The organism is Terriglobia bacterium, assembly GCA_020072645.1.
Classification (GTDB): Bacteria; Acidobacteriota; Terriglobia; order Terriglobales; family Acidobacteriaceae; genus Angelobacter.
Genome location: JAIQGK010000025.1, coordinates 25,800 through 46,929, shown reverse-complemented (window position 1 = coordinate 46,929; position 21,130 = coordinate 25,800). Strand labels below are relative to the sequence as shown.

The following is a 21,130-nucleotide window of genomic DNA, read 5'->3' as shown; positions in this document are numbered from 1 at the left end:
GAAGGATTCCGCTGCTTGTCTAATTCGACCTCTCTTTATTGTTGAGAGGTTCTAAGGCGCTTCCCTTTGCGCCTCTTCGCCTCCTTTGCGGTAAATTCTCTTCTCCAAAAATAGGCGCACCCAAACCATCCGCGTGCATCAGCGCAACTCTGCGGCGAAAAGATTTTTTGATTCGTGTCCATTCGCGCAATTCGCGGCCAGTAAAAATGGCCAGGCTCTTTGCCAAGAACCTGGCCTGCGTGTCACCGCTATTTTTTACCATTTCACTCCCTCTTACTGCTCAGGATTGCTGGCTGGCGCTGTCGGCGTCGCCGGCTCGCTGGTCGCTACCACTGGAACTGGCTCAGACTTGATTTTCACAGTCGTCATGATCCGTTCCAGTTTGTCAAAGACCTGCAGGTGGTCCACCGGCTTCGTGGTTCCCGGAGCGTCTTCCACACCCAGCGCGAACTCATAGCACGCGCCGTTTTCAAAGTGATGGTAGTAGCGCGCCTCGGTCTGGTCGGTAAAGCTTTCCGTCTTGGCAAACTCCACGCCCAGAACGTTGGTCTTCACCGGCACAATCGAGTCATCGTCCGCGTTAACCGGTGGATTGATGGAAGCGTCCGTGGTGTCCGTCGAAGGATTGACTGAGGCTTCCGCCGGCTCCGGCACAGTGGCAAACTTGCTGCACTGCTCCGCCGTCAGGCCCTTGTTCACGCTCGTCTTAAAGTAGGATGAAGCGCGCGTTCCCGGCAGCACCAGCGTGGTCAGTGTCTCGCCGCCCGGCTCGGCAAAGTTCATTGCCACCGGATCAGGCCACGCTGAGTCCTTGTTGTCCGCGTCCGGCGTCAGCATGGTGTAGGTCTTGGGATAGCGGAATGAAATCCCGTACATGCTGTTCTTGTAGGTTGCGGTTGAGGCGCGCTTGATCGTCTTTTTCTTCGCGATCACCGCTTCCACTTTCTTCTCCAGTTGGTCCACCGGCTGGCTTGTCGCCGCCACTGGGCTTGCCGTGTTCGGGCCGGACACGTTCTGGCTTGCAGGACTCGCTTCGCTCTTGTTGCTGGCTTTGGAACAGCCGTTGAAGTCGAGCACTACCATCAGCGCCAGCACCGCCGTTGCCGCTGCGGTTGCTGCGCCGCCAATCATCCGTGCCCGCCTGGTTGAACTGCTATTGACTGGAATTGCGTTGAAAGATTTCAGGTCTGCCATGGTTGTTTCACCTCCGCCGCCCTCAGGCAGCACTCTTCTCTATGGCACGGAGGCCGCCATTCGTGAATCGCTTGATTCCATGCGGGTTAGCGGTACTCGCAGATAGCGCGGCGCGTGATGCCGAAAACACAGTGTGTGCCGCGTGACACAGTTCAGGCTGAATTGTGAAATGCAAAAGCAGCTCGCGCTCCGGCCTTACTTCGCTTTCGTCCACACCACGTCTTCATTGTTTCTGCGATCAATGAGCGAGTTCACCTTGCCGTCATCGCCATGACCAAAAAGCGTCCGGCCTTCCACGCCTTTGCGAAAGAAAATATCGCTGGCTTCCGGAATCAGTTCTTCCCGCTCTCGGCCTTTGCGCTGTTCGTATAGATGGCCGTCTTCCGTGGCGATGGTTATCGTTCGTTCCGGTCCCAGCCGATACGTTCCGACGTAATCTTCGAACTTGCTTGTATCCGCCTTGCCCGGTGCCGGGTCTTCATAGTATCGATGCACCTGTGTGGCAATGATATGCCATTTGCCGCTCCGATACATCCACGTGTCAATCTCATGATAGCGGGCAGACAATTTCTGGCCGAAAATAGTCTCAGTTTCATCAAGGTCGTAGCTGAGGATCGCAGTATCGCCCACAATACGGCTTTGCGGCCGAACAATCTTAATGGTTCCTGAGTACCCTGGCGGCAGCGGCGTCACATCTTTCACGAGTGCTGCTTTGTCCATATTTCTGCCTTTTTCATCGGAGAACAAGACGTCATCGGCGTAGTATTTCTTGAATGGCGACTGGTCGCCGACGGCCACAGCATCAAAAAGCTCCTGCGTGTTCCGCACCAGCTCGCCCTGGGTGATCGTGGCTTGTTTAGTCCATCCGCCGAGGACCAAAGCAGTCCCAAGCAACACTGCCATCAATGCAGAATATTTGCGCTTCATCCGCAATCTCCTGATTACTTCTTGGGCGAACTGTTCTTCACCACTTCGCCGCCCTTCATCACAAATTGGACGTGCTCCAGTTGGGTAACGTCAACCAAGCCACCTCCTGCAACAAAGGGACGGAACGCACTCGATAGGCGCTGATGGTTTTTCGGCTGCTCCGTCCAGAGCAGCTTACGTTTTTATCATCGCTTCTAACCGATTCAATGAAACGCCCGGGCTGCTACTGCCACTATTCCTACAGTGAATCTTCCGGTGAGAAGCCCCGCTCTTTTGTGCTGCTCTGCAAAAAATTTATTGCACCCTGCGTAACTTCTGTTGTGTCTAACACCTCAGATAAGTAGCTGGCCCGGATTAAAACCGTTTTGCGCCTCTTTTACGTACGTTCACCAGAATGAGGGAGTTTTAGATGTTCCGCAGTAGAAACAAACAGAAAACTATTGAACGGGCCACCGAATACGCCAGCTGCAAAGATTTCAGGCAAATTTTCACTGAAGATATGGTCGGGCTGCACCGTCTCGCCTTTTTGCTGACTGCCGACCACGCCAAAGCCGAGCAATGCTTTGTGGCCGGCCTGGAAGATAGCATCCACGGCAACCCTGTTTTCCGGCAATGGGCGCGCGCGTGGAGCAAACGCGCCATTATTCAGAGTGCTATCAAAGCCATTGCACCCACGCCAATACGCCGCGGCGCGCTCCCGCAAGCGGCAGAAGCGCAGTGGCAGAATGGGAATGATGTTGAGAGCATTGCCGCTGTCGTTGCCTCATGGGAGCCATTTGAGCGGTTTGTATTTGTTATGGCGGTGCTGGAAGGCTATGGGCTCCGCGAGTGTGCTGCCCTTCTGGCTTGCCCTGTGCAGGATGTTATAACGGCAAAATCTTGGGCGCTGCAGTGCCTGGCGGGCCAATCGGCCGCGGAAGTTCTATCTCCAGACCGCGAGTATGTTCGCCCAAGCCAGGGCTTTGCCCGCGCCCAGGTGGCCTAAAGGCAATTCTTTTTAAGCTTCGATGAAGATCTTGGAATAACTAAGGTCAGGTTAGGCCCAGGATTGTGGAAGACTGTTTGTGTTGTGGGCGCCCGTGCACCGTCGCGTGAAAGTTAATGAACCGGACACTGCGCGACATCCTGCCTTAACTCTAACGTTGCACCGACGCCCTCAACTTCGAAAAACTTACGCGGCCGATTTTCCGCCTTATGAATTCACTCGGGGCTTGCCGTTGGCTTGCATTTCCACTTTGTTCAATGCCTCTGTGCCGAGCCGTCCAGCAATCGTGCCGGAACGTTTTTTTATGAATGTGAAATCCCGGCCGCAACAAATATCAATGTAAGCTTTCTTCTTAATGTGATTGGTGACGAAAATCACCTCTGTTTATGCCAGATAAAGCAATACGTATCCCGCGCCGGACCACACCGCGAAAACTGCTGCCGTCAGCGCCAGCCGGAATGAAAAACTATCAAGCAGACGATTATTTTTGCCGTCAAACATATAAGCTCCTGATCTTTCGAGTTTCAATTTGGGAATTGCCAGCTCTTGTGCTGTTCCTTCCTGCCAAAAGTAATCGCACCTGCCATGCCAAACGCGCCGAAGCGCGTAAACCACTGAATCTACTCAGCCGCGGGGCCATTGCCTGCTGACGCCGGATGCAGCGGGTGTTCGCTTTCGGCATCGTACTGTTCGCGAATGAACACCAGCTCCAAGCCGCATATTTACTGGCGATTTCTGTGCTGACCTTTTGCCGCCTTCACCGTCTAACCATGACAGCGCGCAGAATTGCGCCTTCATTTCTGCCTGCCTCGCACTCGGGTAGAATCAAGAGTGTTGAATCGCTCCCGCCAGTCCAGTTACGCGCCCGGTCCTCATACTTTTCAGTTTTTTCTGGACTTGCCGCAATTTCGCAAAGACCCGCTCGGGGGCTTCTTTCGTGCGGCCCTCACGTATGGCGATGTAGTTCGCTATCGCGGCGTATGGGTGACGCACCAGCTCAGTCATCCGGACCACATTCAGCAAGTCCTGCAAAGCAATTTTGCCAATTACCGCAAAGGCCGCGGTTACAGGATTCTCAAACTCTCGCTGGGTGAAGGCCTGCTTACCAGTGAAGGCGCGCTCTGGCAGCGGCAGCGCAAAATGACGCAGCCGTCATTTCAAGGCCAGCAGGTGGCATCGTTCGTCAGCACCATGGCGGAAAATACTTTGGCCATGTTGCGCCGATGGGAACCCGCTGCCAAAGACAATCAGGTCTTTGACGTGGTGCCGGACTTTATGCGGCTCACGCTGAACATCGCCTCACAGGTGCTTTTTACCACTAACCTTGAGGCCGATGCCGAATCGATTCGCCGCACGCTTGATATTGGCCGCGACTATTCCGTCGACCGAGCATGGTCGATCTTCCCTCCGCCGCTCAGCATTCCCACGCGGCGCAACCGTGAATATCGCGCTGCGCTGGCCAACATTCACGGCATCATTGACCGCATCATCGCCGGTCGCCGGAGCCAATCCCAGCGCATCTCTGACCTGCTTACCATGCTGATGGAAGCCCGCGACGAGAACGGCGCAGCCATGTCTGACAAGCAGCTGCGCGATGAAGTCATCACCCTGCTCACCGCTGGACACGAAACAACTACGTTGGCTCTGGCTTGGACCTGTTATCTGATCGGCACGCGACCGGACGTTGTGGAGCGCATGCAGGCCGAAGCGGCCTTTCTCAACGGACGCATTCCAACTTATGAAGACCTGATGAAGCTCCGATATTCACGCATGGTGCTGGAAGAAAGCATGCGTCTCTATCCGCCGGTGTGGACTCTGGCGCGCACTGCCGTGAATGAGGATGAAATTGGCGGCTATCGCATCAGCGCCGGATCGGAAATCCTGATCTTTCCCTACATCACGCAGCGCCATCCCAAATGGTGGCAGGACCCGGATGTCTTTCGACCGGAACGGTTCGCGCCGGAAAATTCCGCGGCCCGCCCGCGCTACGCCTATCTCCCATTCGGCGCCGGCCCACGCACGTGCATCGGCTTGAATTTTGCCATGACGGAACTTCTGGTCGCGCTTACGTTGATCCTGCAGCGCTTCCGCATCACGCTGGCGATTGATCCTGCGAAAGTGCATCCCGAGCCGTCGGTCACTCTGCAGCCGAAGCCGGGGATTCCGGTGCGCCTGGAAAAAGTGTAAAACCTCACCACAGATGAAGACGAATCCCAAGGATCCCAGGGAAATTCTCAACGAATCATCTATTATTTAGCCGTGCAGCTGAAATATGAAATTACCCCTCACGAATTCAGCGAAATGGCCTGGCTTCGCCATCGTTCGTCCATTCGCTGGATCATAGGTATCTGCGTCGGCATAGCAGGGCTCCTATTGGGATCTGTCATCTATATATACTCAGATCATGGTTTAGGGCTGATACTGATTGGTTTCTCCATTTTCCTGCTCCTTCTGCAATTGGTGATTCCATCCTTGGTATTCCGCCGGTTTTACCGGCGCAATATTCGCATGTTTGGTATGTGAACCGTGAATATCAGCGACCGGGGCATTGTCGCCGACCATCAGCTTGGTCACGTGGAAGCGACATGGAACATGTACGAGAAATTTCGCGAAACGCAGAACCTCTTTTTGCTTTATCAGAGCACGGACGTTGTTGGTATAGTGCCCAAACGCGTGTTTATCGATCCGGCAGATCTTCGGCAATTCAGAGACTTAATTGCCTCTAAGATCCGCCCAGCATGATGCCACTATGACGTCGCTCCGGTTTTCTCCCACTGCCATTTCGCAAACCGTTTGCGCAATTCCAGCTTGGATAACTTTCCCGTCGATGTATGCGGCAGTTCATCAAGAAATACGAAAGCATCCGGCAGTTGCCATTTAGCAAAGCGCAACGCTAAAAACTCGCGCAACTCATCGGGACTTGCCGTCGCCCCGGAGCGCAGCACTATTGCGGCCACCGGGCGCTCGTCCCACTTTGGATGCGGCACAGCAATCACGCCCGCTTCGCGCACTGCAGGATGTGCTACCAAAGCATTTTCCAGATCGACTGAACTGATCCATTCGCCTCCGGACTTGATCAGGTCCTTGGCTCGGTCAGCAATCTGCACGTATCCCTCTGCATCGATCGTGGCGATGTCACCGGTACGCAGCCAGCCGTCGGCCGTCCAGCGATCTTCCGTGCCTGGGGCGTTGAAGTAGCTGGCCGCAGTCCATGCTCCCTTCACGTGCAACTCACCCAGCGTTGTGCCGTCCCACGGAGCTTCGCCATTATCATTTACTACGCGTACCTCCATAAATGGCAGCGCCCGTCCCTGCCGGACACGCACGCGGTAACGCTCATCTTCGGTCCATTCCAGCATGTGCGATTTCAGCGTGGAGCAGACCGCCACAGGCGTCGTCTCTGTCATGCCCCAGACCTGGATCAGCGGCAGGCCGCGTGCGTCCAGCTTACGCACCAACGCTTCCGGCACCGCTGTCCCGCCCACAAAGCCGCGAAATTTCGGCGCTATCTTCCAGCGTGAGGGCTCTCTTTCCAGCGCCTCCAGAATTCCCGCCCAGACCGTAGGGACGGCCGTGGCCAGCGTGACCTGCTCTGAGCTGAACAGATCAAGGATGGACGGTGCATCAAGCTGCCGTCCGGGCATCACCAGCTTGCAACCCAGCATGATGGCCACGTGCGGCAGTCCGTGGGCATTAGCGTGGAACATCGGTGCCAGCGCCATACAAACGTCATGCAGTGAAACGCAGAAAGCGTCCGGCAGGGAAAAAGCCAGCGCATGCAGGATTAATGCGCGGTGTGAGTAGAGCACTCCCTTGGAATTGCCGGTTGTGCCGGAAGTAAAGCACATCGCGGCTGCATCGTCTTCGTCAGCGCGTGGAAATTCATAGTCACCGCTTGCTGACGCCAACAGCTCTTCATAACTTTTCGTACCGGGCGGCAAAGCCTGTTTCTGTTGACCAACAACAAACACGTGTTCCGGCTTAACCTTGTCCTTGAACTGCTCAAACAGCGGCAGGAGTACGTCATCCACAATCAGAAAACGGTCCTGCGCATGATTCACAATGAAGGCCAGCTCCTGCGGATGCAGCCGCAAATTGAGCGTGTGCACCACGCCGCCGGCGCTTGGCACCCCGAAGTAAGCTTCAAGATGCGCAGAGTGGTTCCAGCAGAGGGTAGCCACGCGATCGCCCGGCCGCAGTCCCGCGCCGTGCAATGCCTCCGCCAGCGCCTTGGTCCGGCGATAAAAATCCAGATACGTGTAACGCTGCACTCCGCCATCCGGCAGGCGCGAAACTATTTCAACATTAGGATAAGTCTTTGGGATTCGCTCCAGGATAGCTTGCAGGGTGAGCGGGTAATCCATCATGGATCCCTTCATTGCGAAAAGCCCTCCGGAACGCTGACGATTGATTCTGATACCAGCGAAACGCGCCTATACTAGCACGATTCCTGCACGCACTCTGTCACGGCTGGCTTATACTTCTCCCGGCATGAAACTCACTCGCGCTGTCTGCTTGTTATCTCTCGTCGCCTTCTGCTCAACTGCCATGCTGGCGCAAAACAGCTTTACTGTCGGCACCGCCACAGCCGGACCCGGACAAAAAGCCACCGGCACGCTGGAAATCCCTGCCGGTGTTGACGCAGCAGCGTCGATTCCCGTTGTGGTTGTTCGCGGGAGCAAGCCCGGGCCGGTGCTGGCTTTGGTTTCCGGCGCGCACGGCACGGAATATGCGTCCATCATCGCGCTGGAAAAAGTGATTCAGTTGCTCGATCCCGCGCAGGTTTCCGGTACTGTTATCATTCTGCCCCTGGTCAACATCGCATCCTTTGAGCAAAAAGTCCCGCACGTGAATCCCGTGGACGGCAAGAGCATGAACCGTTTCTATCCTGGCAAGCCGGACGGCACGCAGACAGAGCGCGTTTCTTATGCGATTACCAAACAGGTCGTCGAACGCTGCGATTATCTTGTCGATTACCACGGCGGCGATATCGATGAAAATCTTCGACCCTACGCTTACTGGCCGAAATCCGGCAATGCCAAAATGGACGCCGCCACGCATGACATGGTGCTCGCCTTTGGCCTGGACCACGTTATCGTCTGGAGTGATCGCCCTAAAGATCCAGCAGCCTCTCGCTACCTGGATAACACCGCCAACACGCGCGGCAAGCCCGCCATTGCCGTGGAAGCTGGATATTCTGGGACTGTCGAGACCGATGATGTCGCGCTGCTGGCCAACGGCACTCTCAGCCTCATGCGCTATCTAAAAATGCTGTCAGGAACGCCCGCAATGGTGGAACATCCCGTGTGGCTTGGCAAAGTTGATACTGTTGCCAGCGATCAGCCAGGAATTTTTTATCCTCTCGTGCAGCGCGGAACTTACGCTGAGGCGGGAATGAAGATTGGCTACGTCACCGATTATTTTGGCAAGACGATTTATGAAGCCCACGCGCCCGCGTCTGGAGTGGTGCTTTACATCTGCGGCGTGCCGTCGATGAAGAAAGGCGACACCGTGGCCAATATCGGCGAGATCACAGCTAATCCATAATGTCGCTTCGCTCCAAACCGCTTAGGCATCATTTTTGTTTGCCTTCGGTCTGTTGCCTTGTTATTTGCCGCTCGGCGGCCACGGGCCTCCCGGCTATTGAAGATTGAGACATACCTATTTCTCTGTGCGCTTGAATTGCCACCGCTGGATAAAATAGATACCCCAAAGGGCGGCAGCAAACGCCGCGATAAAAATCCCCGCGCTCGGGTCACCTTGAAACAAAACCCAGACGATCTTATGGTTTTCGATTTTGAATAGGCCGGCCAGAAGGCTATAAAAAGTTGCCATCCACAAAAACTTTGTATGAGCAGGCAGTGGGGTAGTACGGCTGCGGGCATAAAAATAGAAGAGCCAGAAAAATACCGCCATTGCGATGAATAATGCCCCGCGGCCCCCGAAACCGGAACCCGAACCACCCCAGACGATCCAGATGAGCTTGCCATTTTGAATGCGGAAGAGAAACAGCATCAGCGTGCTGATGACGGCCAGCCAGAAGAATGAGGTTCGCGTTTCCGTCACCAGCCGGGCGCGCTCCAGGGCCAGCTTTTCTTTTTCCGGATCAAGTGCAGCACCCAGTCTGGACGGAGCAGCCTTCAGGCTCTCCAGCGGCCCGGCAGCGGAGCGGGCTGACTTTTCAAAATCCGGGTTCTCGCGAAAAAAATCTTCCACCAGCGCGCGTGTAGCCGCGCTGGCCTCGCCGGAAAAATAGGCTGGCAACAGATCGACAATGATTTCGCGCTCTATTTTCATGGGCGCACCTCCTGGAAATTTTCTCTGGCGCGCATCAGCTTCAATCGCGCGCGATGAACTTTGACCTTTACTGTGGTTACGGGGAGATTCAGGGTCTGGGCAATTTCTTCATACGGCATTTCTTCCTGCACGCGCATCAGCAGAGCGGCGCGGTCAACTTCAGAGAGCTGGCGCAGGGCATCTATCACGGCGCTCAATTCAGCCTTGTGCTCCGTGCGTGTGGCCAGGCCCACTGCCGGATCGGGAATGGAATCTTCCAGCTCCGTGAGCCGGTTGTTGCGGCGCAGATGGTCGCGGTACAGGTTGCGGGCAATCGTAAACAGGTAGGCTTTGACCGTCGCCTCCCTGATCTTGCCGCGCGAGGTCCACGCGCGCACGAATGTCTCTGAAGTAATGTCGTCCGCCAGGGCCGCGTCGCCGCAAAGGAACAGCACAAAGCGATGCACCTGCGGCGCATAGCTTTGGTAGAGGCTATGGAAATCCATCATCGGCGGCCTTGGACGGTAATGATACGCAGAAATGCCGCAGAAGTTACGCAGCGGACTGAATCAACGGTGGCAATCAGGCAGGCAGTGGGCAAAATTCTGGCGGGTCACCGCCCGGAGAAGGCCGTCTTTTAAACGGCTCCAAAACCAAAAGCCGGACTCACGGAGAGCCCGGCCTTTGTCTATGCTATTTCCTCCCCCAGGAAACAGCAGCAGCAATCCACTACCAGAGAGGTTTCCCTGACTGGTCGCGGAAGTTGTATGTATCGTTCCCAATTGCTACGGACTTCGCTATCAGCGCGCTCTTGCCCTCAAACGTAATTTTGGAGCCAATCACCGTTACGTTGTCGCCCTTGCGGAACTTGATTTCATATTGCTTCATGAATGAGGCAGGAGCCAGATGGACCTCAATGCTTGAGGTCTCATTCTTTACCGTGATGTGCGAACCCACGGTGCCGGTCACGGGACACTCAAAATCTTTTGTCTCAACCACCCAGCCACGCATAGTCTGCTCGCTGGTTGGCGCGTAGGTATAACTCACATGCGTCGGCGAGTTTTTTTCCTGGGAAACAAGAGTAATTACCGCCCCTGACAGAAGCAGCGCGAATATCCCTAAGACGACTCTGGTGAATTTCATCGCAACCTCCACGAAGCATAAGTATCCGTGAAGGTGGGTTTTTCAGCTGTGACCGCTGTCACACGACCTGAAATTCTTTGTGTTTTATTGCCAGCGGCTTTCGCTTTACCAGCCCCCGCCGCCACCGCCGCCACCACCTCCGCCGGACGAACCGCCCCCTCCCGAACCCGAAGATGATCCTGGAGCAGTGGAAGACGAAGAGATCGCGCTGGAAAATGAACTGCTAAAGCTCGAGGTAAAAGCCGTCGCGGAAAATGATCCAAAGGACGCGCCGGAATACCACGAAGGCGAATAAGCCGTACCTCCTCCCGTGCCGCCGGCAGTAGCGGCCTGCGCCAGCGCCTGGGAGAATTGCTGGGCCCATGCGTGCTCCACTCCCATGGCAAAAGCGTAGGGAAGGAAGCGTTCAAAGAGCTGAGGCGTCTTATCGGGTCGCGCGATGGTTTGCAGGCGATCGCTATCCACAGCCGTCAGGAACATTTTGAAGCCTTCCACGCGGTCCATGAGGGCGCGTCCGGCGAGTGTGGGCGCTTTCAATAGATGGTGAAAAAGCACGTTGATCCCGATGGCGGCGGCAATCAAACCAGAGGCAGCCACACCGCAGGACCATATCAGCATACCCAGCCCAAGGCATTCCCCAATGACAAAGGGGATACTAAAAAGAGTAATAAACCCGGCCTGTCCAAATCCCAGCACGCCTTCAGCCCTTGCACTCTTCCACGCGCGAATCACGCTGCTGACGAGCGCATAAACGCCAAAGCTCCATCCCGTAAGCCAGACTGACATGAAGAGCGCTACGGGTAGGCGCGAATCACCGCCCAGCAAAATCATGGTCACAATCGTAAGCAGTGACAGGATAATCCCGGGCCAGAGATAGCGCGCGTTGGTGCGAAAACTGGTCGTCTCTATGTTGGCGTGGAGATTTGTTTCCAGTCCTTTCCGCGCACGCAACAGCACTTCATGGTTCTTGTTCTCCAGCACCAAAGGACTACCATTTTCAAACAAAGTCCATGCCAGATTCTTTTCGTCCCCAGAAAGCCTGCTGTCTTTGGCTGTGGCGTTCTTTCGGCGTACCAGCTTGTAGGTCTTGGATTCATCTTGCTCAATCGTCAGACAGCCCTTGGCAGCCAGGCCCATGATTGCGGACGTAAACCCTTTTTCGTCACCGCCCATGCGCTCCAGAAAACGTATGGCGGCGGGGGACATGTTGTCCGGCGGCTCGTAAAGCGGAACAATCGTCCCACTCGCAGGGTCCCTGCCCACCATGCTCCAGATCATCACGTAATACAGAAGGACAACGATCAAGCCAGCGAGTCCGACGAAGGTTGATTTGTTGTCAGAGATGAACCATGCGCGCTTCTGTTCCGCCGTGGGCTCGGCGATCAGGCCTTTGGGCCAGCTCACCGCAATCGTAAGCCCTTGCTGGGGTGCAAGATTTTCTGCGCGAAAGGTGGGATTGCCGTCCTCATCCTTCTGCGCCGTGGCATGGCCCTTATCGCCTTGATACCCCGAATAACCGCTCAGGTCTGTTACCTGGCTCCGTACATTTGGCGGCAGCAATACCGTGGCTGTGGCCACGTCAATGGGAAACTTCCACGCGTTGCCGGTTACGTTCCAATAAAGTTCATCATGGTCGCGGAAGAAACCAAGCTGGCGATTGGTGCGGTAAGAAAACTGGTACGTGTGGTCGCCGGCCGGCAGGTCATAGCTGGAACTGCCAAAGTAAACTCGAATGCCGTTGCTCAAATTCTCAGTGTGGTAGGGCTCTGAATTGCCGTCACGGCGCACGCTGACCACATAAAAAAGGACGGAATAGCCGTTGCCGGCGCGGTCCTTGTAGCGCGTTGGAAAATCGCGATAGATACCGTGAACGATATCGACGCCGGCAGACTCAACCGCAATGGTTTCAACCACCTGCATGCTGCCATCGGGATTCACGGTAATGCGGGAGTCAAACGAGCGGATTCCCTCGGTCTGGGCGGCAGCCGGAACGGCCGCCAGCAAGACCAGCAGACAGAGTTTAAGGGTGTTCTTCATGGAATTCAGTGATTGACTATATCGCTGCTTCTAATCGGCGGGAAGAACAAATTTGTCTGGCTCAGAACTCCCGTAACGGCGAAGCCTGCTCCCTGTCCGCCCGTCTGGCAAGATTTCCGCGCGATAGCAATTCCCAAGGGATGTGACAGTCCGCCATGAGGGGCATAGCGGCGATCTGTCTGGTGTGGATAAAACCATCTGCTTACATGGCTAGTGAATAACCGTTAGCTGTTTATTGTTGAATGTTCATGGTTGCATAAGCCATTCAAGAAAATATAAGCCATTTGCAATATAGGTTGAGTTGTAGTTTGGCTAGATTTTTTTATTTAAACTATCCGGATTGATATAGAATGAAATCGCTTTTTCCACAGCTATTAAACTTCACACCTCCTTGAAAAACTAGCCAACCGGCTTTAGTTGAGGGATAGTTATGAGATCAAGAAGAATTGCTGTTTTAGTCTTCCTGGCGGCATTATTTGCTGCTCAAACAGTATTTGCCCAGTCACAATTCAAGCTTCGGGAAGTAGTGCAAACAGGAACCAATGCGCCGGTCCCGCAGCAGCTAAGTTTTGTTTCCAGTTTTTCATTCAATTCCCAGGGACAAAGTGCTTTCATCGGCGATGGCGGTCTCTTTTTGAGTTCGGGTGGCAACAACACCATCGTGGCGGCTTTTGGCGACATTGCTCCCGGAGGCGGTAGCTTCATCTCCGTCAGCGCGCCCTCGATCAACCTCGCGGGACAGATTGTGTTCCGTGGAGAAGTCAGTTCACCAAGTTCATCAGGCTTGTTCCTGTTCTCCGGCGGGAAAGTCACCCAGCTCATTGCCGACGGCGCTTTGGCGGCCAGCGGCGATGTTGTTTTTCCGGACACTCCGTCAATCAATGACGGGGGCGCGGTAGCGTTCGTAAGCTTCATCGGCAACGGGTTGTTTCTCTCGTCCAACGCTTCCATCAGCAAGCTGGCTGGGCCTGGAGATCCTGCTCCTGGCGGCGGCACATTCTCTAGTTTCTCTTCACCATCTATCAACCATGCCGGCCAGGTAGTTTTCACTGCCTCTCTATCGACGGGCAGTCAGGGGATTTTTTTAGCTTCAGCGGGAACAATCACCAAAATTATTACCGAGGGCGATGTCTTCCCGGATGGCGGTGTGTTCTTCTTTGCTTTGGGCGATCCTTCCATTAATGATGCCGGGGACGTTGCTTTTTCCGGTCTGGCCAACGGGCCCAGTGCTGACTCTGGGCTTTATTTGTATAGCGGTGGCCATCTGAGCGTAGTTGTCCCGGCATTTACTTCGATCGCATCTCTGGGCGGTGACTTGTTGTTGCCACAGTCTGCATCCCTAAACAACACAGGCCAGATCGCTTTCATCAGCCAGAAAATAGGTTCGCCGGGTTTTGGACTTTCTGTTTTTGTCTTCTCCGCCGGAGATGTCACTCAAACCATGACGCCGGGTCAAAGCTCGCCCGATGGCGACACCTTTAGCGGTGCCTTCAGCGCACAAGTCAACAATGTGGGCCAAGTAGGATTTATTTCGCGTCTGATCGAGCACAATGATGCTTTTTTCCTCTCCTCCGGCGGCACGACGATCCGGATTGCCGGGCAGGGTGACACGGTTGCGCGCCAGCCGAAATTTGAGTTCCCGTTCGCTTTCGGTTTAAGCAATCAGGAACAAGCGCTTGTTTTTGATTCAACGTTCCCCGGGGGCACGGGCTTGTTTTCTGCCTCCCCAGGTTCGGTGACTTTGAACGCGCATGTGGGCCAGTCCGTAGGCAGTGACGGCGTGATCCAGGGCTTCTTTGAAAACTTTGCCATGAATGGTCAGGGCCAGGTGGTATTCAACTCGGATCTTTCAGGCGGCGTATCCAGCATCATTGTCAGTTCATCCGGTGCGCTGACCCAGTTAGTGCGGGCGTCATTTAACGGAAATGGGTCGCCCGCTCCCGGAGGTGGAACCTTTTTCGGTGTGCGTGAGTCTTCGATCAGCAACCTGGGGCATGTGGCTTTCTCCGGATTTGCCAGCTTCAACAGCGGCATTTACCTCTCCGCCAACGGACAGTTGAGCCTGGCCATTGACGGGAATACACCCCTTCCAGGAGGTGGAGGGCCGTTTGGGACCATCTCTCTGAACGCAATCAATGACCTGGACCAAATTGCGTTTCTGGCCCAGTCATTTCCCAATCCCAACGGAATGTATGTGCTGACGAACGGACAATTCACTACGATCGCTCGCGATGGCGATGCGGCCCCAGGCGGAGGAGCCTTCAGCCTGGGGTTTCCTGATCCGCGCTTCGGACCGGCCATCAGTAATAATGGCGACGTGGCTTTCGCCGCCGACCTTTCCACTGGAGGTCGTGGTGTGTTCTTGTTCTCTAACGGAACTCTCACCAGGATTGCCGGGCCCGGCGATCCTTCGCCGGACGGCTCAACCTTTTTCTTTGTTGATGCTCCCACTATCAACGCCTCAGGGCAAGTTGCCTTTTCGGGCGAAACCCTAAATGGGTTCGGCGTGTTTCTTTATTCGAACGGCAAGGTCGTCACAGTGGCGAAACCGGGGGACCGCATCCCGCCTCGCAATTCTTTAACTTTCGCCGACCTGCCTCAGGTCAATGATGGTGGAGAGGTCGCATTTGGAGCGGGCATGGCTACCGGAGAGGTTGCCGTTTTTATCGCCAGACCAAAAACGGACGACCCGGAGGATGTGGAGATTGTGTCCGGACCGGCCGATCCTTCAACACCACATTCGCGTGCTCTGCTGAAAGCGAAACATCCAAGAAATTTTGTTTTGGAGAAATCGCCGAACGATCGCTCGAAGTAATCTCTTCCATAGAGATAAGGTATAAGAGGCCAGCCTCTCCGGGGCTGGCCGTTTCCTGCAACCGCTAACAGGCATTGCCAAAGATCCGCAGTGCGCTTGCGGCTCAGAACTCCCGTACCGGCGCAGCCTGATCATGGCCTACCCGCCCGGCAACTATCTCTGCGCGATAATAGTTTTCTCCGCGCATGGGACAGCCGGCCATTCGTCGCAGCATTGCCATCTGTCCGGTGTGCGTAAGCGCGTCCGCAACGGGACCTTGAAAGAGTTTCTCCGGCGATGCAGCAAGCGGAGCGTCTGACGCCAGGTAGCGGTCGAAGGCCTCCAGAGCTTTGAAAAATCTCTTTATTTCCTGCGGCCACGGTAGCGGATCGGAATCATGCCATGCCTGCTTGCCTTGCGCAATGGAGAGCGCCCAGTCAAAAAGATCGCCCATGTGGGCCAGTATATGGACGGGAGTACGGCCCTTTTCTCCCGTATTGAACGTGGCAAAGCTTTCCGGCGCATCGCGCAGCGTCTTTCCCGCGCGGTAGGCCAGCGTTGCCAGGGTGTGCCGCAGAAGTTGCCGCCCGGACTCATTTGCTGCTTGAGATGTCGCCGCCATGGTCGCTCCTCATGTGGAATACTTGGATCAGCAAGTGATCTTTTCTGAAATAGATGGCGTAGGTCAAGCGGCGGGCACAATATTTCTGCGGGCGTCATGCTGACGATTACAAAGCGATGGTGAAATCTTCTTCTTCGTCGTTCTCTGGCAGGGCGTAGAGCGCAACCTTGAATGGCGCAAGTGTGATATCTGGCGCGCTGCGTACCAGTTCAAAGTAGACTGAGTCTTCACACTTGATGCACTTGGGAAATAACTGGTCGCGCAGGAGTGTAACTTCATGCGCCAGCCGATGGTTCCGGTGATAGACGCGGTAAATGCCGCTTTCCAGTATTTTGTCACCGCAGCGGAATTGCTTTGCGCTTTTCAATAAATTTTCCTGCGATTTGAGCAGACGCAATTTCCGCTTACCGTTCCTCATTGTGGGACCCGAACCAACCGCAAATTGGATGCTGCTGGTGGGCAGTTAAGTTGTGTAAATTCTTGCAGCTATTGCAGGTGCAAAATGGAACGCAGCCAAATTGCCTGTTTTCAACCAGTTACTCTCAATACAACTCAGCAGCTCTGATGCATCATCAAAATTTCCGAAAATGATTGTGAAGGAGCCAGGAAATTAGTTGATGAACGAACCAAAACGTGAAACACCGAACGTCCCCGTTCAGGCCGCCCAGGGCCCCGCGGCGAAAGCCCAAAAGGTGCGCAGTTCGCGTTATGAATGGGAAAGCAAGAGCAACAATGAAAATGAGAAGGCCGCCGGGGTATCCGGCGCGTCGCGCAGATCGCTCCTTGACTCTGCCAAAGCTATATTGAGGAAGTTCTTTTCAGGAAACCGCGGATTTTTCGATAATGACGATGACGCCAGCCCCAGCGCGGCTTAATCACCTAGTGTAGAAACCTCTTCAGCATTACCGTCCGATCAATATCAAGCCAGGCTTTCCAGCTTTGCTCGGAAACGCCTGGATATTTTTGCCGGCCGAAAGCGATCCACGCATTTCGGTAGCGGCGCCACTCGTCTTCGCTTTTTTGGACGCTTTGCCGCGTCACCGTTCCCCATTGCGTAACGTCGCCCGTTTGCGTGCGCTGGTAGGTAGCGTTTTCGTCGGCTTCAGCGCGTTGAAATTCTTCGGTTGTATATTTGGGTAGCTCGCCGCCTTCAAGCGCTTGCAGGGAAGAGAGCAGATTATTTTTGAAGAATATTTCTTCCTGGATTTCAAAGGTTCCTTCCAGATTCACGCCGTTCTTCGCCTGGACCTCATAGAACCTGTTGGCTTCCTCCATGAAAGTGTGGAAGGCCTTTTTCTCCGCCGGTTTCCATCCGGCAATGAGATCGTTGAATTTCTGGTCGCGTTCGATCTTGTCAAAACGCTCACTCAGGATCGCGCATTGTTCGTACATTTCGCGGCCGCTGCTGTGGTCGCACACGCTGAAGTTCTTGCCGGTCCAGTTTTGCTTCTTCAGGCGGTCCAGCTGGTATACGCGGCCGGCATCATCTCCCGGCGCTCCGCCGATCGAGCACGCCAGCTTGATGGCGGCGTCAAAATTACGCGTCGCGCCATTGCCGTTGGCATAGATCATCATCAGGATGGCTTTTCCCCCAATCGGCGTTTTGGCGTTGCGATCCATCTCTGCATACGCGCACTTCCGCGCTTTCACCGGATCGGCGGGCTGTCCAAAACCAAAATAAAGGTCGGCAGAGACACACGTTGCCAGGGCCTTTTCCTCGGCTGGTGTCGGACGGTCAGCCGAGGGAAGCTCAACGTCCTTAACAGAAGCGCACATCTTTAAGGCGCCAGGATCGCTGATGGTGCTTTGGGAAAAAGCTGGACAAAAACCGGCCAGCAGGAAAATTGAAAGAAGAGATATGGAAGGACGCATTGTTCACATTTTGCTTGATCGGCCGCGACAGCGCAAATGATTTGCTGTCGCTATCCGGTTGCGCAGATTACCCTTGGAGTATGCCGGGAGGCACTGCTCCAGAAATTGGGCATGTGCTAATCTTCTCGCGGAGTCTGCTTGCGCGCCGCCTTTGAAAAAGCACCGCCGGAAGTCCAGGAAATTCTGGGCAAGCCCATACGCGATCTGGGGCTGAAGCTGGAAGGATCGCCGCTGGAGCGCTTTGTGCAGCAGCTCTATCTCGAACTCGAGCGCAAGGGGCTGAAAAAATTCCGCCCGGCATGCTATCTCACCGATGAGTGGGGCTGCCCCTCGGGCGAACCCATCATTGGGATTCCTTTCTACCTGGCCGATCCCAAGCTGGCGCGCCTGGAAAAAGAAATGAATGACCTGGAAGATTCCCGCCAGATCATGATGTACCTGCGCCATGAGGCCGGGCACGCCATCAACTACGCTTACGCGCTGCACAAGACTCCCGAGTGGAAACATTTGTTTGGCCCATATCGCAAGCCCTATCGAGACGCCTACCGGCCGATTCCATTTTCCCGCAGCTTTGTCCGCCACATGGAAGGCTGGTACGCGCAGAAACATCCCGATGAAGATTTTGCCGAAACCTTTGCCGTGTGGCTCACGCCCGGCTCACGCTGGCGGCAAAAATATAAAGGCTGGCCTGCGCTGGAAAAGCTGCGCTATGTGGACCGCACTTTCAGAAAGCTTGGCAGCCTTGATCCCGTGCGTCCCCGCGGACGAACCGATATCACTGTAGAAGAAATGGATACCACGGTCGGAGATTTCTATGAAGCAGTGTTGAGCGAGCAGCCATCGCCGGGCGATCTGCCGCTGGATACCGATCTTCAAGACATTTTCAACGCCGGTCGCAGGCGGAAGAAGGGTGTGCGTCCCGCAGCAGACCTGCTGCGAGAGAACCATAAATCTCTGGTGGATAAGCTTACGTACTGGAGCGGCGTGCCGCGATCGCTGATTAAGAAGCTGGTGGAGTCCATTGAAACGCGCGTGGCTGAAATGGACCTGCGTGTCAATATAAAGCAGGAAAGAGAGTGCCTCACGGAGCTGACGGTTTACGCAACGGCATTGGCCATGAATTACGTGACGCGAGGAAAATTTGTTCAGACATAATACCGGCAAGGATTGCAAGATTGATATGCAAGGCAAACAATCTGTATGGGAAGCAATATGGACAGTAAATTGAAAATCACGGTGCTTTACGAAAGCTGGGGAGACGAAGAAGAAGAAATAACTCCAGAGCCGGAAAAAAAGAAGCGCGGCGCCAAGAAGCGGCGCAAGAAGAGAGAGAAGCACGACCGCGAAGAGATTTTTGAAGCTCTGGAAAAGCTGGGCCACGAACCCAGCTACATGATGCTGGATGGAGAAGATAAATCCCTACTGGCGCTGGCCCGCCAGGAAACCGACCTCTTCTTCAATCTGGTGGAATCCTACGCCGGGGATGACACCATGGAAATGCACGTGGCGGCGTTTCTGGATTTGCTGGGCCGTCCTTACACGGGCGCGGGCCCGCAGGGGCTTTATCTGGCGCAGGACAAGAGCCTGGCCAAAAAACTATTTCAGTTTTACAACATCCGCACGCCGTACTTTGCCACCTGCTATCAGGGCAAACTGGACCACTCACAGGAAATTTCTTTCCCCTTGATTGTGAAACCAGAGTCCGAAGACGGATCGCTTGGCATCGACCAGGGCTCAGTCGTGGGAAGCGTGAAGGAATTGATGGAGCGCATTCATTATGTCCAGGAAGAATTCAAGTCGCCCGCGCTGATTGAAGAATATATTGAAGGCCGTGAGATTTACGCTGGCATACTGGGCAACCAGAATCCTGAAGTGCTGCCGCTCGTGGAGCTTGACCTCTCAAAACTCCCGGAGGGCATGCCCAAGGTCGCCGGCATGGAAGTAAAGTGGGAGAAAGACAGCGAAGCCTACAAGCTCACCAAGTCCGCGCCGGTAGAAGACCTGGACGAAGATACCCAGGAGCTACTTTCATCCACAGCTCTCACCGCGTATCGCATTCTCAAGCTGCGCGATTATGGCCGCATTGACATGCGGCTCACGGACAAAGGAAAAGTCTATGTGATTGAGGCCAATCCCAATCCGTGGCTTTCCAGCAACTCAGAGTTTTTTATGGCGGCAAAAAAATCCGGACGCTCCTATGCGGACATGATCGCAGAAATCATCGAGTTTGCGCGCACAGACCGGCGCAAGCGCGACAAGCTGCACATGAACGGCTAGAGAGCGTCGCCGTTATTTCAGTTCGTTATTGATCAGGTTGGCCAGGCGCTCACCTGCAAGCTCTATTCTTTCATCCGCGATCTTCTTCGCCTTCTCCTTGTATTCCTGCGTGAGAGTAAAAGGTCCATCACCCGTGCCGATGGGGCCCGAATAAGCGGTGGTCTCTGCAATATCAAAGCTTTCCTTGATCCAGTCAGAAGCATCGACTTTCTGCGCCAGCAGCGAATCGGCGGCCGTCAGCGTCTTGCCATAAGTAATTACATCGGCCACATTCGAGCTATCGCCCGGCAATCCGTCCCACAAGGCATGCAGTTCTTTGCTGGGGTCAGAAAGTTTAACGTTGTTGCCGCCGTTATCGCCATGGAGATCAGTCGCGCCAACTCGCGTAGATGAATGCAACGGCTGGTGAACGTCGCCCACCAAATGCAGCAACCACACCAGATCGTAAGACTTGATTTTGTCAGAAGCGCTGGATGTCAGAGCTTGGCGGAAGATGGCAATTTCGGTTTCCGCGTTCGGTGAAGGAATGGCTGGGAGCCGTGTAGTTCCGTCCTGACTAAAAGGCGTATCAATAAAGTGCCAATACTTGTGCCGGGCCAGATCTCCGTATCCTGTGTTTTGCCACGCTGTAGGTCCTGCAGGAGGGATGTTGCCGCCGCCTGGACCATCGTCGTTGTAGCCTGAGTTCTTGTCCTTTATCTGGTCAGGCCATGTGGCCGCGATCATGAAATACATCAGGTCCTGCTGGTCTGCCGGTGTGCCTGCGGGAATCATCGCCTTCCACTTCGTCTTGTAATAAGGGTTCTTCTTGAGAAGCTGCGCGACACGTGTCCTTTTTTCCGGCGTAAGCTTCTGGTACGCCACATAGGCCACGGCCATGTGGCCAAATCCAAACCATGCCTGTGAAGTTGAGCTGAAAAGAACAAGGCACAGCGTAACGGCGACGAGTGGACGCAACTTTGACATAAACAACTCCTTAGAGGGTGCGCCGGTTGGACGCAGC

The 21,130-nt window shown here is 54.8% G+C and carries 19 protein-coding genes; 8 read left to right on the top strand and 11 right to left on the bottom strand.

Annotated elements, in window-relative coordinates; genetic code table 11:
• Nucleotides 1-273: 273 nt before the first annotated feature.
• The gene (locus tag LAO76_25980) at nucleotides 274-1,194 is read right to left on the bottom strand and encodes a hypothetical protein (protein ID MBZ5494390.1); all 921 of its coding nucleotides are present in this window, start codon (nucleotides 1,192-1,194) and stop codon (nucleotides 274-276) included.
• Between the two features lie 195 nt (nucleotides 1,195-1,389).
• Nucleotides 1,390-2,121, bottom strand: coding sequence for a DUF4440 domain-containing protein (locus tag LAO76_25975; GenBank protein MBZ5494389.1), 732 nt, complete (start codon nucleotides 2,119-2,121; stop codon nucleotides 1,390-1,392).
• Between the two features lie 409 nt (nucleotides 2,122-2,530).
• Here LAO76_25975 and LAO76_25970 point away from each other — a divergent pair, with 409 nt between their 5' ends.
• The 3 genes from LAO76_25970 (at nucleotide 2,531) to LAO76_25960 (ending at nucleotide 5,848) form a co-directional block, all read left to right on the top strand.
• Nucleotides 2,531-3,106 carry a hypothetical protein gene (locus tag LAO76_25970; protein ID MBZ5494388.1) on the top strand — a complete coding sequence of 192 codons (576 nt, stop codon included), beginning with the start codon at nucleotides 2,531-2,533 and terminating at the stop codon, nucleotides 3,104-3,106.
• An 831-nt stretch (nucleotides 3,107-3,937) separates the two neighbouring features.
• Complete coding sequence (locus LAO76_25965) at nucleotides 3,938-5,293, top strand: cytochrome P450 (GenBank protein MBZ5494387.1); 1,356 nt, start codon at nucleotides 3,938-3,940, stop codon at nucleotides 5,291-5,293.
• Between the two features lie 339 nt (nucleotides 5,294-5,632).
• Nucleotides 5,633-5,848 carry a YcxB family protein gene (locus LAO76_25960; protein MBZ5494386.1) on the top strand — a complete coding sequence of 72 codons (216 nt, stop codon included), beginning with the start codon at nucleotides 5,633-5,635 and terminating at the stop codon, nucleotides 5,846-5,848.
• Between the two features lie 5 nt (nucleotides 5,849-5,853).
• Here LAO76_25960 and LAO76_25955 read toward each other — a convergent pair whose 3' ends face one another.
• Nucleotides 5,854-7,485 carry a long-chain fatty acid--CoA ligase gene (locus LAO76_25955; protein MBZ5494385.1) on the bottom strand — a complete coding sequence of 544 codons (1,632 nt, stop codon included), beginning with the start codon at nucleotides 7,483-7,485 and terminating at the stop codon, nucleotides 5,854-5,856.
• A gap of 28 nt (nucleotides 7,486-7,513) precedes the next feature.
• On the opposite strand from LAO76_25955, the gene LAO76_25950 reads away from it, so the two are divergent.
• On the top strand, nucleotides 7,514-8,653 hold the full coding sequence (locus tag LAO76_25950; protein MBZ5494384.1) for a succinylglutamate desuccinylase/aspartoacylase family protein: 1,140 nt from the start codon (nucleotides 7,514-7,516) through the stop codon (nucleotides 8,651-8,653).
• Between the two features lie 114 nt (nucleotides 8,654-8,767).
• Here LAO76_25950 and LAO76_25945 read toward each other — a convergent pair whose 3' ends face one another.
• The 4 genes from LAO76_25945 to LAO76_25930 all read right to left on the bottom strand — a co-directional run bounded on the left by LAO76_25945 (nucleotide 8,768) and on the right by LAO76_25930 (nucleotide 12,562).
• Nucleotides 8,768-9,403 (bottom strand): hypothetical protein, encoded by a 636-nt coding sequence (locus tag LAO76_25945; protein ID MBZ5494383.1) that lies wholly within the window; start codon nucleotides 9,401-9,403, stop codon nucleotides 8,768-8,770.
• The gene (locus LAO76_25940; protein ID MBZ5494382.1) at nucleotides 9,400-9,891 is read right to left on the bottom strand and encodes an RNA polymerase sigma factor; all 492 of its coding nucleotides are present in this window, start codon (nucleotides 9,889-9,891) and stop codon (nucleotides 9,400-9,402) included. Before LAO76_25940 ends, LAO76_25945 begins: the two co-directional genes overlap by 4 nt.
• 220 nt (nucleotides 9,892-10,111) lie before the next feature.
• Complete coding sequence (locus LAO76_25935; protein MBZ5494381.1) at nucleotides 10,112-10,525, bottom strand: hypothetical protein; 414 nt, start codon at nucleotides 10,523-10,525, stop codon at nucleotides 10,112-10,114.
• A gap of 105 nt (nucleotides 10,526-10,630) precedes the next feature.
• On the bottom strand, nucleotides 10,631-12,562 hold the full coding sequence (locus tag LAO76_25930) for a DUF2207 domain-containing protein (protein ID MBZ5494380.1): 1,932 nt from the start codon (nucleotides 12,560-12,562) through the stop codon (nucleotides 10,631-10,633).
• 430 nt (nucleotides 12,563-12,992) lie between these two features.
• Here LAO76_25930 and LAO76_25925 point away from each other — a divergent pair, with 430 nt between their 5' ends.
• Nucleotides 12,993-15,377: a hypothetical protein gene (locus tag LAO76_25925; protein ID MBZ5494379.1), complete on the top strand. Its 2,385-nt coding sequence runs from the start codon at nucleotides 12,993-12,995 to the stop codon at nucleotides 15,375-15,377.
• 103 nt (nucleotides 15,378-15,480) lie between these two features.
• Here LAO76_25925 and LAO76_25920 read toward each other — a convergent pair whose 3' ends face one another.
• Nucleotides 15,481-15,978: a hypothetical protein gene (locus tag LAO76_25920; GenBank protein MBZ5494378.1), complete on the bottom strand. Its 498-nt coding sequence runs from the start codon at nucleotides 15,976-15,978 to the stop codon at nucleotides 15,481-15,483.
• A gap of 106 nt (nucleotides 15,979-16,084) precedes the next feature.
• Complete coding sequence (locus LAO76_25915) at nucleotides 16,085-16,345, bottom strand: hypothetical protein (protein MBZ5494377.1); 261 nt, start codon at nucleotides 16,343-16,345, stop codon at nucleotides 16,085-16,087.
• A 250-nt stretch (nucleotides 16,346-16,595) separates the two neighbouring features.
• Between LAO76_25915 and LAO76_25910 the strand changes: the two genes are divergently transcribed.
• The gene (locus tag LAO76_25910) at nucleotides 16,596-16,853 is read left to right on the top strand and encodes a hypothetical protein (protein MBZ5494376.1); all 258 of its coding nucleotides are present in this window, start codon (nucleotides 16,596-16,598) and stop codon (nucleotides 16,851-16,853) included.
• Nucleotides 16,854-16,857: 4 nt separating this feature from the next.
• Here the strand turns inward: LAO76_25910 and LAO76_25905 are convergent, their stop codons facing one another.
• Nucleotides 16,858-17,850 carry a hypothetical protein gene (locus LAO76_25905; protein ID MBZ5494375.1) on the bottom strand — a complete coding sequence of 331 codons (993 nt, stop codon included), beginning with the start codon at nucleotides 17,848-17,850 and terminating at the stop codon, nucleotides 16,858-16,860.
• Nucleotides 17,851-17,988: 138 nt separating this feature from the next.
• Between LAO76_25905 and LAO76_25900 the strand changes: the two genes are divergently transcribed.
• Both LAO76_25900 and LAO76_25895 read left to right on the top strand, forming a co-directional pair.
• Nucleotides 17,989-19,005 (top strand): putative zinc-binding metallopeptidase, encoded by a 1,017-nt coding sequence (locus LAO76_25900; protein ID MBZ5494374.1) that lies wholly within the window; start codon nucleotides 17,989-17,991, stop codon nucleotides 19,003-19,005.
• Nucleotides 19,006-19,062: 57 nt separating this feature from the next.
• Nucleotides 19,063-20,127 carry a D-alanine--D-alanine ligase gene (locus LAO76_25895; GenBank protein MBZ5494373.1) on the top strand — a complete coding sequence of 355 codons (1,065 nt, stop codon included), beginning with the start codon at nucleotides 19,063-19,065 and terminating at the stop codon, nucleotides 20,125-20,127.
• A 12-nt stretch (nucleotides 20,128-20,139) separates the two neighbouring features.
• Here the strand turns inward: LAO76_25895 and LAO76_25890 are convergent, their stop codons facing one another.
• Entirely contained in the window at nucleotides 20,140-21,093 is a 954-nt protein-coding gene (locus LAO76_25890; protein MBZ5494372.1) for a S1/P1 nuclease, read from the bottom strand.
• Nucleotides 21,094-21,130 lie beyond the last annotated feature (37 nt).

Coding starts and splice junctions, on each gene's coding strand:
- LAO76_25980 (MBZ5494390.1), bottom strand. CDS start 1,194: ATGGCAGACCTGAAATCTTTCAACGCAATTCCAGTCAATAGCAGTTCA.
- LAO76_25975 (MBZ5494389.1), bottom strand. CDS start 2,121: ATGAAGCGCAAATATTCTGCATTGATGGCAGTGTTGCTTGGGACTGCT.
- LAO76_25970 (MBZ5494388.1), top strand. CDS start 2,531: ATGTTCCGCAGTAGAAACAAACAGAAAACTATTGAACGGGCCACCGAA.
- LAO76_25955 (MBZ5494385.1), bottom strand. CDS start 7,485: ATGAAGGGATCCATGATGGATTACCCGCTCACCCTGCAAGCTATCCTG.
- LAO76_25945 (MBZ5494383.1), bottom strand. CDS start 9,403: ATGAAAATAGAGCGCGAAATCATTGTCGATCTGTTGCCAGCCTATTTT.
- LAO76_25940 (MBZ5494382.1), bottom strand. CDS start 9,891: ATGATGGATTTCCATAGCCTCTACCAAAGCTATGCGCCGCAGGTGCAT.
- LAO76_25935 (MBZ5494381.1), bottom strand. CDS start 10,525: ATGAAATTCACCAGAGTCGTCTTAGGGATATTCGCGCTGCTTCTGTCA.
- LAO76_25930 (MBZ5494380.1), bottom strand. CDS start 12,562: ATGAAGAACACCCTTAAACTCTGTCTGCTGGTCTTGCTGGCGGCCGTT.
- LAO76_25925 (MBZ5494379.1), top strand. CDS start 12,993: ATGAGATCAAGAAGAATTGCTGTTTTAGTCTTCCTGGCGGCATTATTT.
- LAO76_25920 (MBZ5494378.1), bottom strand. CDS start 15,978: ATGGCGGCGACATCTCAAGCAGCAAATGAGTCCGGGCGGCAACTTCTG.
- LAO76_25910 (MBZ5494376.1), top strand. CDS start 16,596: ATGAACGAACCAAAACGTGAAACACCGAACGTCCCCGTTCAGGCCGCC.
- LAO76_25905 (MBZ5494375.1), bottom strand. CDS start 17,850: ATGCGTCCTTCCATATCTCTTCTTTCAATTTTCCTGCTGGCCGGTTTT.
- LAO76_25895 (MBZ5494373.1), top strand. CDS start 19,063: ATGGACAGTAAATTGAAAATCACGGTGCTTTACGAAAGCTGGGGAGAC.
- LAO76_25890 (MBZ5494372.1), bottom strand. CDS start 21,093: ATGTCAAAGTTGCGTCCACTCGTCGCCGTTACGCTGTGCCTTGTTCTT.